At 38.6% G+C, this 14,477-nt stretch carries 8 protein-coding genes; 1 reads left to right on the forward strand and 7 read right to left on the reverse strand.

All coding sequences use genetic code 11. The features are described from left to right. Positions 1–3: 3 nt before the first annotated feature. Positions 4–4,542 (reverse strand): glutamate synthase large subunit, encoded by a 4,539-nt coding sequence (gene gltB / locus PLJ10_05370; protein ID HOK09075.1) that lies wholly within the window; start codon positions 4,540–4,542, stop codon positions 4–6. A gap of 522 nt (positions 4,543–5,064) precedes the next feature. Between gltB and PLJ10_05375 the strand changes: the two genes are divergently transcribed. Further along, entirely contained in the window at positions 5,065–5,433 is a 369-nt protein-coding gene (locus PLJ10_05375) for a DUF1330 domain-containing protein (GenBank protein ID HOK09076.1), read from the forward strand. A gap of 54 nt (positions 5,434–5,487) precedes the next feature. Here the strand turns inward: PLJ10_05375 and PLJ10_05380 are convergent, their stop codons facing one another. The 6 genes from PLJ10_05380 to PLJ10_05405 form a co-directional block, all read right to left on the reverse strand. After that, positions 5,488–6,882 (reverse strand): aldehyde dehydrogenase family protein, encoded by a 1,395-nt coding sequence (locus PLJ10_05380; protein HOK09077.1) that lies wholly within the window; start codon positions 6,880–6,882, stop codon positions 5,488–5,490. A gap of 64 nt (positions 6,883–6,946) precedes the next feature. Continuing rightward, positions 6,947–7,612: a carbonic anhydrase gene (locus tag PLJ10_05385; GenBank protein ID HOK09078.1), complete on the reverse strand. Its 666-nt coding sequence runs from the start codon at positions 7,610–7,612 to the stop codon at positions 6,947–6,949. A gap of 142 nt (positions 7,613–7,754) precedes the next feature. Continuing rightward, positions 7,755–8,822: an NAD-dependent epimerase/dehydratase family protein gene (locus tag PLJ10_05390; protein HOK09079.1), complete on the reverse strand. Its 1,068-nt coding sequence runs from the start codon at positions 8,820–8,822 to the stop codon at positions 7,755–7,757. A gap of 54 nt (positions 8,823–8,876) precedes the next feature. Next, on the reverse strand, positions 8,877–10,007 hold the full coding sequence (locus PLJ10_05395) for a glycosyltransferase family 4 protein (protein HOK09080.1): 1,131 nt from the start codon (positions 10,005–10,007) through the stop codon (positions 8,877–8,879). Between the two features lie 7 nt (positions 10,008–10,014). Further along, positions 10,015–13,596 (reverse strand): chromosome segregation protein SMC, encoded by a 3,582-nt coding sequence (smc, locus tag PLJ10_05400; GenBank protein HOK09081.1) that lies wholly within the window; start codon positions 13,594–13,596, stop codon positions 10,015–10,017. Between the two features lie 58 nt (positions 13,597–13,654). After that, positions 13,655–14,440: a TIGR00282 family metallophosphoesterase gene (locus tag PLJ10_05405; GenBank protein HOK09082.1), complete on the reverse strand. Its 786-nt coding sequence runs from the start codon at positions 14,438–14,440 to the stop codon at positions 13,655–13,657. Positions 14,441–14,477 lie beyond the last annotated feature (37 nt).

Below are 14,477 nucleotides of genomic sequence, written 5' to 3' on the forward strand. Positions count from 1 at the left end.
CTCCTAATTTGCTAACTTTAATTTAGATTCTTCCTGTGTCGTATTCATTTGTTTTAAGGCACGAGCATAATCTTTAGGCATTATACGGATAAAATGTTCCTGTTCTTTTTCCCAATTCATTAATATCTTAATTGCAATAGGACTTCCTGTATATTGGGCATGCCTTTCAAGCAAATATCGCAACTCTGGTAGACTCTTTTCATGTAGAGGTTTCATATCTACCGTTTGCTGATTACACTTTATATGAAGTTCATTATTGGGGTCATATACAAAAGCAATGCCACCTGTCATTCCCGCTGAAAAGTTTCTACCTGTTTTCCCAAGGACTACCACCCTTCCATTCGTCATATATTCACAGCCGTGGTCCCCAACACCTTCTACAACAGCCCAAGCCCCAGAGTTGCGAACACAAAACCGCTCACCTGCAACACCACGGAAGTAAGCTTCACCGCCTGTCGCTCCATAGAGAGCCACATTGCCTATCACAATATTATCTTCTGGCGGGATATGACAGTTTTCTGGCGGACGAACAATGATTTTTCCACCAGACAACCCTTTCCCAATATAATCGTTCGCTTCGCCAATCAAATTCAGGGTAACACCTTTTATTATGAACGCACCGAAACTTTGACCAGCGACTCCATAGCAATCAATCCAGACCGTATCCTCTGGTAATTGCCCTGTATACATTCCCAAACGATGCCTACGTGTTAACTCACTTGATAAGATGGTGCCTACTGTTCGGTGAATATTCCGAACCTGTATTGAAAATCGGACAGGCTCTTTATGTTCTATAGCAGGTTTCGCCTTCTCTAATAAAATATTGTCCAATGCCTTCTCAATGCCATGGTCTTGTTTTTTACTGCAATATAATGTTGAACCTTCCCATGGCTTAACTTGTGCTAACACTGCTGAAAGGTCAACCTTCCTCGCTTTCCAGTGTTCAGGGTAAGGGTTATATTCAAGATAATCTGTCCTTCCTATCATATCATCAAATTTACGGAACCCTAATTCAGCCATAATACGACGTACTTCTTCCGCAACAAAGAAGAAATAATTCACTACATATTCAGGTTTACCTTCAAACTTTTTTCGCAACTCTGGATTTTGTGTGGCTATGCCAACAGGGCAAGTATCACTATGGCATTTCCTCATCATAATACACCCACTAACAATAAGAGGGGCTGTAGCAAAACCGAATTCGTCCGCACCCAACATTGCTGCAATAACAACATCTCTACCTGTTTTTAGCTGACCATCAACCTGTACCTTTATCCGGTCGCGCAAATTATTTTGAACAAGGACTTGATGTGTTTCTGCCAAGCCTAATTCCCAAGGTAAGCCCGCATGCTTAATAGAACTTAACGGAGAGGCACCTGTACCTCCATCATGCCCACTAATTAAAACAAGGTCTGCTTTCCCTTTTGAAACACCTGCAGCGATTGTTCCGACACCGACTTCCGAAACCAACTTTACAGATACTTTAGCATAGATATTTGCATTTTTTAAGTCATATATAAGTTGTGCCAGGTCTTCAATTGAGTAAATATCATGATGAGGAGGTGGAGATATCAGTTCTACCCCAGGTGTGGAGTATCGAACTTTTGCAATGTGTTCATATACTTTATGCCCTGGAAGTTGTCCACCTTCACCTGGCTTGGCTCCCTGTGCCATCTTTATTTGAAGTTCATCTGCATTTACAAGGTATTCATTGGTAACTCCAAATCTACCAGAGGCAACCTGTTTTATTGCACTTCGTTTGCTATCCCCATTTGGGCTGATAATAAACCGTTTGGGGTCTTCTCCACCTTCACCTGTGTTACTTCGACCTCCAATACGGTTCATTGCAATAGCAAGATTTTCATGAGCCTCCTGACTAATGGAACCGTAGGACATAGCCCCAGTACAAAAACGTTTTACAATTTCCGTGGCAGGCTCGACCTCTTCTAAAGGAATTGGAGTGCCTTTCTTAAACTTTAATAGCCCTCGCAACGTAGCAAATGTTCTATTACGACTATTTACCTCCTCAGAAAATTGCAAATACTTTTCCCAACTCTTCAAACGCGTAGCATGCTGGATAAGTGAAATTGTCTCAGGGTTCCATTGATGAAACTCACCTCGTCTACGCCATTGATACGCCCCACCAATATCTAATTCATTATCACGGTGCTTATAGGGATTATATGCGAACTCATGACGAACCAATGTTTCCTTGGCTATATCTTCAAAATCTAACCCACCAATGCGAGAAGGTGTCCCTGTAAAACAGCGGTCAATAACATTGCGACTTAATCCCACTGCCTCAAAAATTTGAGCACAACGATAACTCTGAAGGGTAGAAATACCCATTTTAGACATTGTTTTTAATAAGCCTTTTTCTATCGCTTTTACAAACTTCCTATGCGATTCTCCTGGATAATCTTCTTGTATCTTTCCTGTCTCTACCATGTGCGAGATACTTTCAAACGCAAGGTAGGGATTAATCGCACCAGCACCATACCCACATAACAAAGCAAAATGCATAACTTCACGTGGTTCACCACTTTCAACTACAATTCCGCAACGTGTCCGTTTATGAACACGCACTAAATGATGGTGAACTGCTCCAGTGGCTAACAAACTCGGAATTGGCGCATGATGTAAGCCAGCACCACGGTCCGAAAGGATAAGAATGGTTGCTCCATTATTTATATGTTCCTCTGCCTCTTTACAAATTCTATCAATAGTATTCAGAAATCCTTGCACCCCCTCTTTTACGGGAAATAATACACTTATAGATTCAGCCCGATGCCCTTTCTTTTTTAAATTTCGAATATAAGTAACCTGGGCATTGGTCAGAATTGGAGAGTGTAGATGTATCATTTGGCAGTCTTCTTGGGTTTCATCCAATAAATTGTATTCTCGCCCAATATCTGTTTCAAGGGACATCACAATTTCTTCACGAATCGGGTCTAACGGGGGATTTGTGACTTGTGCGAAAAGCTGTTTGAAATAGTTAAATAGTAACTGTGGGCGTTCAGAAAGGACAGCGAGAGGAACATCATTACCCATAGAGCCTACAGGTTCTGCTCCTTCTTCTGCCATAGGCTTTAATATAAAATTTATATCTTCCTCTGTATACCCAAAAATACGTTGCCGTTTTTTCAGTGGGACCAGTTCCACCGTAGGTCGAGTTTCTAAAACTTCCCGTGGAAAAATAATCCGACTTAGATTAAGCCAAGCACGGTAAGGTTTTCTCTTTGCAAGATTCTCTTTTATCTCCTCATCTTCAACAATCCGTTTTTCATTAATATCAATGAGAAACATTCGACCAGGCTGGAGTCGCCATTTCTTAATTATCTTTTCCTGAGGTATATCCAACACACCAACTTCAGATGCCATAATAACCTGATTATCATCCGTTATCCAGTATCGAGCAGGACGAAGTCCATTTCGGTCTAACACAGCACCAATTTGAACACCGTCTGTAAAAGCCATACATGCAGGACCATCCCACGGCTCCATTTTACAAGCATGAAACTCATAATAAGCCTTCTTTTCATCGGACATACTCTCATGGTGACTCCATGGCTCAGGTATCATCATGGTCATTGCATGGGCGACACTACGACCACCACGAACAAGAAGCTCAAAAGCATTATCAAATATGGCAGAATCACTTGCCCCTTCTGTTAACAATGGAAACAGTTTCTTTATGTCATTACCAAAGAGAGGACTACTTAAATCCGTCTCACGTGAACTCATAAGATTGATATTGCCACGTAACGTGTTTATCTCACCATTGTGGGCAAGAAACCGAAACGGTTGAGCAAGTGGCCAACTCGGAAGAGTATTTGTACTATAACGTTGATGAATAATAGCAAGTGCAGTGTCAACCTCTGGTGAACTTAGGTCTTCATAATAACTGTCCATAACCTCTGGTAAAAATAAACCCTTATAAACAATCGTCCGTGCAGACATACTCGGAATGTAAAAAAGATGTTTCTGCTCACCTAAATAGGTGCGAATTTTATGCGATGCTGATTTCCGTATGATAAAAAGTTTCCGTTCAAAACTGTCTGTGTCAGGATTATTGACCGATTTTATAAATACCTGCTCTATAACAGGTTCATTTGAACGAGCAAGCCAGCCAATCGCTTTTGAATTACGGGGAACTTCTCGCCAACCTAAAAATTCCTGACCCTCTTCAATAATAGTTTGCCTTAAAATCTCTTTACATGCAGTTCTTAATTCCTGACTTTGTGGTAAGAAAAGCATTCCTACACCATATTGAAATAACGGCGGAAGTTCAAAACCTAACCTATCTGATTCCTTTTCAAAAAAACGATGCGGTATCTGGAACAAAATTCCACAGCCATCCCCTGTTTCAGGGTCACAACCACACGCACCTCGATGTGTTAGGTTAACCAAAATTTGGAGGGCATCCTTTATTACTTTATGTGATTTCTTACCATCTATATTTACTATAAATCCAACACCACATGCATCATGTTCAAAAAATGGCTCGTACATTGTCCTTTGTTGGTGATACTCTTGTTCCATATTTTTATCTCCAAAAACTAAATTTTTTAAAGTAATTTGTAGCATATTAACATACATTAATGTATAATATCAACACCATAATCTTTAATAATAATTCTAATATGTAACAAATTTGAACTTGTTAAATTTTTATTATGACCATTCATAAAAACAAAAAGAAGATCTAAATAATTTCATACATAAATGTAAAAACATAATAATAAAAATGATAATAATGATGTATTAAATTTCTTTCTATACAAAATAAGTAATTTTAACCATTACATTCTTTATAAATATTTACATATACTAAAGTAATAACCACGGAATTTTATATAAAAACAGTAGTGGAAAGGTGGTAAACTGAAAAATAAATACATGGTGTGTATCAAATTTTAAAATTAAAAAGGAGGGGGTTTTAAGGTAGGATTTATCACCTTTTATTTTTTAGAAAATTTAGATAGTCAGATGGATTAAATAGTAACTCTTCTGTGTTAGAATGTAATTAAAAATACATTGTGAATGAACATAGGAGTCAAAACAATGAACGTTCATCATGAACGAGAAAAGGAAAATTTGCGTGAACATGGAAAGGGTGGCAAAGATGTAGAGAAGGCATATATTTTTCAAGCAGTGTGGTTTAAGAAACCGAATGGGGCATCAAGATATCGCTCTTACTTGGAAGCGGCAAATCCGATAGCGACGAAATACGGTGCTCATCGAATGGTTGGGTTAGTTCCGAGAGAAATTCTTCGTGGCGATTTTCATCCCGATTATTGTTGTGTAATTGAATGGCCTTCTATAGAACATTATTACCAATTTTTAAAAGACCCGCATTATCAAAGTATTGCGCCAATGAGGGAAGAGGCTATCGAAAAAGTGGTCGTGATTGACTGCCACCGTATAAGTTAATTTGGATATAAAGAGATTTCTCTTTTTTATTTATTGTTATATAAAGTTAATTATTTATTGCCATTGGGTTCGTAAGTGCATACTTTTTAATTGTGTCAGTTGATAGTAGCCGTAATGGGAAAGAGAGGCACCTCTTCCAGTATCCTTAACCCCTGTCCAGGGAAGAGCAGGGTCTAAGTAATCACAACGGTTCATATAAAAAGTACCAGTTTCAACCCGTTCACCGATACGTTTTGCTCTTTCGAAATCAGAGGTCCAAATAGATGCAGTTAATCCATACGGACTGTCATTCATATAAGTAATGGCTTCTTCATCACCAGAGACAGGTAAAATTCCAATAACTGTTCCAAAACTCTCTTCTTGCATGAGAGATGATTTTTGAGGGGCATTCGCAACGACAGCTGGAGCAAAGAACCATCCATGATTAGGCGTTTCAAACTCTGAGGGGCTCACCACTAACGTTCCGCCCATAGCAACTGCTTCTTCTACTTGCTTTTTCAGAAACTCACGTGCTGAAGAGACGGCAAGAGGTCCTATTGTTGTTTCTTTCTGCATGGGGTCACCCAATTTATATTGTCGGGTTAGTTCTACAAATGCTTCTACAAATTTCTCATAGATAGGTTTTTCCACATAAATTCGTTCCACTGCACAGCAGGATTGTCCTGCATTATAAAAAGCCCCATCAACACAGTTCGCTACTGCAAAATCGAAGGGTGCATCGGCACAAACATAAGCTGGGTCTTTCCCTCCTAATTCCAAACCTTGATTGATAAATCGGGTAGATGCACTTTGAACAATTTCGTGTCCGCCTCGTACGGAACCAGTAAACGAAACGAAGCCTATCTTTGGATGTTTTATCACAGCATCAACGACCTGATGGTCTGCAATTAAATCTTGAATCAACCCTTCTGGTGCTCCTGCCTTTTCAAAACATTCAACAAATGCTTTTCCACAGAGAGGTGTTAGCCGTGCATGTTTTACTATCACAGCATTACCAGCCATAATAGCTGGCACAATGACATTGACAGCAATAAGTAAAGGATAATTCCATGCGGAAATATCAAGAACCACGCCAATAGGTTCATGACGAATATAGCGAACGAAACCAGGCTTTTCAGGCAAATATTCATCTGCTAATGTTTTCTCAGCAATTCCTATCATATATTGTGCTCGGTCTAACATGGTGTTGACCTCATTTTGGGATTGCCATAGCGGTTTGCCCATTTGTTCCGTAATTTCACGGGCTATTTTGTCGCGTGATTTCTCAAATTCCTCCATAAACCGTAAACATAGTTGTTTACGTGTTTCTATCGATGTACATTTCCAATCCTGATAGGCTTTATGTGCTTTTTCAACTTTTGCTATGGCTTCTTCCATAGTATCCATTGGAAAGGAATACATTTCTTTTTCCGTATATGGATTCATAACTTTTAATTCTTTCCTTGTCATTTTTATACTCCTTTTAGAATTTGGTTTTTATTTTATAAAAGCAAGAAAATTTATAAATTGCTGATTATTCTATTTGAAAAACCCTGCCTGTTTCTAATTCATAATACACAGGAATAATTTTTATTGCCTTTACTTTTTCCACTTCTGCAATTGCAGGGCTTTGTGTTCTTATCTGTTGAATGATGTGCCTTGTCTGTTCACGAGCACATAGATTAATTATTTCTTGTCGTGATAAGGTAGGTCCTAATTTTTCTAACATTGATTGAACTACGGGGGATAGTAGGTCAAATAATTTGTATATATTTGTATTTTCTTCATGCGTATGAGTAGATGCGGTTCCTGCTTCATTTTTTAAAGCGTCCACAACCGCTGTAATGGCACCGCATTGGCTGTGTGCCATTACTAACAGTAATGGTGTATTAACATGGAGCACACCATATTCAATACTTGCAAGAGCAATATCACTAAGCACGTTTCCCGCTAACCGCACTACGAATAAATCCATAATTCCACAATCAAAAATAATCTCAGGGGGAACCCGAGAATCAGAACAAGATAAGACCGTTGCAATTGCATAATCAGCTTGTGATACCTGAGAAGAAAGAACTCTACGTTCAGGGTCGGAATGAGGTCGTTGTAATGTTCCTTCTATAAATCGCTGGTTCCCTTCTAATAACTGTTTTAATACTTCATCTGGTTCCGGCTTTAACATAGATAAATGATGATTCATAATGGCTCCTTTACTTTTGAAATATATAATACAAAAATTCAGCTTAAATTTTAGAATTGATATTAAAACCTTTACTCAAGTTCCTTTTTATCAAAACCCTTATACATACTTGAATTCAAGAGATTTTACCCATGATTCTTTATTAAAAGAGGATACCTTTTAATATGTATTGATTTGAAGAAAGCCAGTTTGCAGTATCTAACAAGGTCTGTTCAAGTGAACAAATAGGTTTCCATGGGGTTACTGATTGGATAAGTGACGCATCTGTTATGTAGTAGGGAATATCGCCAGGGCGAGTGTTAGGGTCGGGATGAATAGGTATTTTATGATTTGTAATATCTTGACACAGTTTTGTTAATTCAAGAAGAGAGAAACTTCGTTCGATACCTCCTCCAATATTGAATTTCGTTTGATTTAGTTTTTCATAATTTTTAAGTTGCCATAGGATAAGGTTACATAGGTCTTTAATATCTATTAAATCGCGAACTTGTTTCCCTGTTCCACCAAAGCCGATATAAGACAATGGCTTTTCAGCAATATGATGGGCGAGCCATAAAGCGACAATACCCTGGTCAATACGTCCCATTTGCCATGGTCCAGCAATAATGCCACAACGATTGATAATTATAGGGAGGGAATACATAGCGTTATATTCTTCAGCAATAAGTTCAACGGCGAGTTTGGTTGCTCCATAAAGTGTTCGCAAGCCATCTAATGGAAATAGTTCTGAAATACCCTTGTGAGATAAACCCACAGGGAGTTTCTCATTGAAATCGGGTTGGTATCGTGTTTCAGTTTCCTGAAGAGGTAGTTCGTTTAGTTTTGTATATGGATATACACGGCTGGTTGATAGAAACATAAACTTAGTGCCTGTCTCCTTTGCCCAGTTCAAGCAATGGAGTGCTCCAGTAAGATTGGAGTGAAGAACGTATGTAGGCGTAGATACATATCCTGCAAGGACAGAAGGCTCTGCACTACATTCAATTATCCAATCACACGGTGGAATGTTTTTAATGTCAGACTCATTACGAATATCCCCATGAATGAACTCTATACGTTTCTCATATAGTCTTGGTAAATTTAATTCTGAACCCCGGCGATGTAAATTGTCGAAAGCAATAACATGTGTATCTGTTAAACTTTCTTTGAGAAATATTGCTAAATTGGCTCCTACAAAACCAGACCCACCTGTGATTAAAATTCTTTTCATTTATGTTTCCTTTGCAATGATTTTTTATATCATAGATTGGGAAGATGCTTTATTTCATATTTTTAAACAATTTTCATAAATCTCCGAAACTTTTTCTGCTTGATATTGAGGAGAGAATTGTTGAATGGCTTTATTTCGGGCATTTTTACCTAATTCTTTTCGATATCCCTCATGTTCGCAAAGAGTACGAATAGCCCGATATAGTTCCTCAACAGTATCGTTAACGATAAGTCCCTGTTTCTGATGTTCAACCAGTTCAGGGAGTATCCCCGTTTTCGTGGTAATAACAGGCTTACCCATCGCCATATATTCACGCACCGTTCGACATGTGCCATCGGTTCCTGGGACGAGATATATGCAAATATCTAATATATTTAACATAGCGACATAATCGTCGTTGTTCAAATACCCCGTGAAAATGACTTGTGATTCCAATTCCAACTCTTTTACAGGCTTAAAAGCGACTTCATCCTGTCGAGTACCCCTACCTACAATTACGAGGTACAAGGGCCAGCCTTCCTGAATAAGTGAATGAATCGCTGAAAACAATAAATGGTACTTACGATGGGGTTGTAATCGTGCCACGATACCTAAGACAATAGCATTGTCAGGCATATTTAACTTTATTTTAGGTAGCATTCGATTGGGATTAAATCGTTGCAAATCGATAGCAAGTGGAATAATAGGGCACCGCTCATCTGTGCGGTGAAATCGTTCCATATCGTTTTTTTGGGCGAGACGAGAAGGTTCAAGAATGTAATGTGTTTTAGTCACATATTTTTTCATCTTTTCGGGGAGTCCTTCACCATAGTAATTGGAACGAATGAGAAACTGGCTTGTCTTTACTTCTGTAGCGATTCTGTGGTCATTATCTAAATGGCAGTGTATTATTTTATATTCTTTTTCCTGAACCCATTTCACGAGATTTTTGCGGTCGAGAAAATCTTTGATAGGGTGTTTATGTTTTGACATGTAAAAAGATGAAAGTGTTGGGATATTCTCCTGTAAAGCAGTTTCATATACTCGGTTATATTTATTTTTGGGAACCCCTTTTACACTGCATATAAAGTCAATATCCCAACCCAATTCGCGTAGGTTTTTAATAAGCGTTAATGCTGGTTCCGCAGGTCCAGTCCAACGATGGTTACTGAACACATGGAGAATTTTAGGTTTTGATGGTTTCATTGGAAATTTACGAGGTGGCTTCAACCAGTTCTTTTAATTTTATTGATACAATTTCAGAAACACCGCGTTCCTGCTGAGTGATTCCGATAATAGCATCGGCACAAGCCATCGTTTGTTTATTATGCGTAATGATAATGAACTGAGAACTATGGGTAAATTCTTTCACAATTTCAAGGAAACGACTGATATTTGTGTCATCCAATGGGGCATCAACCTCGTCAAGGATACAAAATGGGCTGGGTTTCGTTTTGAATATGGCAAACAATAAAGCGATAGCGGTAAGTGCTTGTTCTCCACCTGAAAGTTGATGTATAGACTGCGGTTTCTTTCCTGGTGGACGTGCCTCAATTTCGATGCCTGATTCCAATGGGTCATTCTCATCTATCAAATAAATACGGGCATGACCACCATTAAACAATCTTCGGAAAAATTCCTTAAAATGTTCGCCGACCTCTTTAAATGTCTGTGTGAACATTATAAGAACAGTTTCATCAATCCGACGTATTACTTCTTGTAATTTCTCTCGTGCTTGATTTAAATCTTTCTGTTGGGATATTAAAAACTCATATCGTTTTGATTGTTCTTCATATTCCTCCACTGCCATCGGATTTACGGTTCCCAAACGTTGAATTTGTTGCCGAATTTGTTCTATCTGCTGTTCTCGTTCTGTTTCATCCCATTCATCACTCCCAACATCCGTAGAGGATAACATATCCAGTTCTAATTGATACTCTTCTAATATCCGTTGGCGAAGGAATTGAGCCTGTTGATTTATTTGTGAGAGTTCCAGTTCTAACTGGTGTAATTCTTCCTGATTCTTTTGAAGTTCAGCATGTAAATCCTTAATTGTTCTGGAAACCTGCTCAAAATTCTGGATGTGGTTTTGGTATTGTTCCTGTATTTGAACCAATTCCTGTTGGGCTACCTGACGGGTTTCGCTTAATTGAGTTAATTTTGCCCTTGTGTCGGCTATCTTTTCTTGAACCAACTTGATTTCGTTTGTTAAATTTTGGGTTTGTTTTGATGATTCATCGGAGGTTGTTTCCACATTTGATGTCTCTTGAGCCAATCGGGCAAGGTTATTATCAACTTCTTGTAACTGAGAGGTAAGCTCGGTAGCATGGACAAGCAAATTAGTTATTCGTTGTCTGATGCGCTCCAACCCATTACGATACTGGTTTAATTCTTGTTGTTGCTGGTCAATTTCACTCTTTAATTGCGTATCATCCTTTATAATCAAATGTGCTTCCTGGTCTGTTTTAGCCACTTCAGCGTTGATTTTTGACGCTTCATTTTCTAAGTCATTAATTGATGCGGATAACTGCGTGATGAGGTTCGAAATTTGTTCTTGCTGTGCAACAAGACGGGCTCGTTCAATTTGTATCTGTTGAATTTGCAGTGACCAATTATTTTGTTCGTTTTGTAAAGCCCGTATTTGTTGTTTTAAAAGTTCTAATTGCTCATTATATTGTTTTATATGTTCTGCTGTTTCTTGGATGTGTTGATTTGTAGTGGCTTGCTGTTGTTCTAATTCCTCAATTTCAGAGACACGAGTTAGAAGGCCACGTGCCTCTTGTTTCGTTCTACCGCCTGTAACTGCACCAGATTGATTAATAATTTCCCCTTCCATCGTTACCAATTTTGGATATTGCTGGTAGGTTCGTGCAATTTGGATAGCATCATCAATGGTCTGCACCAGATAGGTATTGTAAAGTAAATATTGCAGTGCAGGTATAATTGGAGTATCAACATGAACAAAATCTATTGCTGGGCCAATAACTCCTGGATGTGGGTCTAATTCAGGGTAGGATGGGGTTGTGCTGGGTCGAAGAGTATCAAGCGGTAAAAAGGTAACCCGACCTGCCCAATGTTCTTTCAGAAATGCAATGGCTATCTTTGCGGAGTCTGCTGTTTGGACAACTATATTATTAATATTTCCACCCAACGCGGATTCAATGGCTAATTCGTAACCACGTTCTGTGCGGATTAAGTCGCCAATGGGTCCTAAAATGTGTTCACCGCCTAAAAGTCCCTCATTTTTTGCATTCATTACCGCTCGAACACCACTGGCAAAACCTTCATACCTCTCACGAAGTTCGTTTAAGGAATGAAGTCGTGCTTCTATTCTACTTATACGTTCTCTTAATTGCTGATGTTTTTGCTCTGCTTGCTGAATCCTTTTCTCGGTCTCTGAAAGTTCGAATTGGACTTGTTCTGTTTTTTTAATCAGTTCTTTTATATGGACTTGCTTCTTCTGGATTTCCATATCCAGTTGTTGTTTCTGCTGTTCCAAATCATTACGTGTCTTTTCATGTGTCTGAATTGTTTCTTGTATTTCTGCAATGTGTTTTTGTATTGACTGTTGTTGAGATTGTAGTATCTGAATTCGAGACTGAATTTGATTTTTAGAATTGATATGGTCAATAAGAAATTGTTGTTTCTTGGTTAATTCCAATTCTGTTTGTTGAATCTGTTTTAATTGTTTTTCTTCTTCCTTTTTGGTTGATTCTAACGTATTCCCCAATTCTTTAATTTGATTGGACAACTCTATTTTTTTCTGTTCTAATTGAACAATTTCGTTTTTTATCTCCTGCAAACGAAATGATAGGTGTTGTTTTTCCTGTTCCGTTTCTTTCTTGCGGAGTGATAAGTATTCTAACTCACGTTGATGCAAGCCCAACTGTGATTCAAGGTGTTCTAAGTTCGTTTCCAAATTATGAAACTGTTCTCGTTTCTCTGAGAGAAGTTTTTCAATTTCAGAACGTTTGAGGTAATTCTGTTCTTCTTCCGTTTCTAATTTTGTTTGTAGATTTACCTTTTCATGGTAGTTTTTCTTTTTCTCATTTAATTCGTGTCGCAGGTCGTGGATTTTTTCCTGTAGCGTATTGAACAAAAACCAGGCATTACGCACCTCAAACTCTTTAAGTTTTTGGGTTAGATTACGATAGCGTTGTGCTATTTGAGCCTGCCGTTTTAGACTGCGGAGTTGCCGTTCTACCTCAGCGATAACATCTTGAAGACGGAGCAGATTCTGTTCTGCTGATTCTAATTTTCGGACTGCAATTTTACGACGGGATTTATATTTAACAATACCTGCGACTTCTTCGAACAGATAACGGCGGTCTTCAGGATGTGTGCTGATAATTAAATCAATTTTCCCCTGTCCTATAATAGAGTAAGAATCTGTTCCTACGCCAGTATCCATAAATAGTTCTGTAATGTCTTTAAGTCGGCAGGGGGATTTATTAATAAAGTATTCCCCATCCCCTGTACGATATACCTTACGAGTTATTTGAATTTCATTAAAGTCAACGGGTAATTTGCCATCATGATTATCAAAGGTAATAGTGGCTTCAGCCATGCCGAGAGCAGAACGATTTTCACTTCCATTGAAAATGACTTCTGCCATCTGCATGGTTCGAAGTTCTCGCGTGCTTTGTTCGCCTAATACCCAGCGAATAGCATCAAGGATATTACTCTTCCCACATCCATTGGGTCCAACTATCACCGTTATCCCCGGATTAAAGGATAATGCAGTCTTTTCAGCAAACGATTTGAAACCTATAAGTTCTATCTGTTTTAGATACATGAACCTTTTTATTTGCCTCCTGTTTCATGATTATAAAAGAAAGAGCCATAGTTTTTCATTATGTATTTTTTATCATAATTCGTTCAATCCGTGTCGCCTTCCCATTCTTTTCATCTATTTCCAATACAACAGCACAAAACACGGTGGGTCCACTTGCTACTTCCCATTTTTTAGGAATCCCTGTGACGAAACGGAGAAGTACTCGGTCAATCTGCATGCCGATAACTGAATGGTATGGTCCGCACATCCCAATATCAGAAATGTAAGCAGTTCCGTTCGGTAGTATCCATTCATCGGCAGTTTGCACATGCGTATGTGTTCCTACAATGGCACTGCATTTGCCATCAAGATACCAGGCAAGTGCCAATTTCTCCGCAGTGGCTTCTGCATGAATGTCTATAATAATTATTGATGTTTCTTTGGATATTTCGTTGACGACTTCCTCTGCACGACGGAAAGGACAGTCCACAGGCTCCATAAAAACCCTGCCTAATAAGGAAATAATCCCTACTTTTATCCCATTATTGGTGCTTAAAATCATATAATTCTTACCAGGGGTTGAAGGAGGCAAATTTGCAGGCTTCACTACATCGCTATCGTTTTCTAACGCCTCTGTTATCGAGTCATACCTCCAGATATGATTACCAAGGGTAAATCCATGAATACCAGTTTTTCGTAAGGCGTTCAATGTCTCGGGAGTTACTCCCAAACCACCAGCACTATTCTCCGCATTTGCAAGGATGAGGTCAAAGTGACGCTCTTTCTGTAATTTTGGCAGGACTTCATGCACAACAGCCCTGCCTGGTTTACCTATAATATCACCTAAAAAAAGAACATTTAGCATGCTTTTCCCTATCATGATACTTTTTAACAAAATTATC

The organism is Candidatus Hydrogenedens sp., from assembly GCA_035361075.1.
Classification (GTDB): Bacteria; Hydrogenedentota; Hydrogenedentia; order Hydrogenedentales; family Hydrogenedentaceae; genus Hydrogenedens.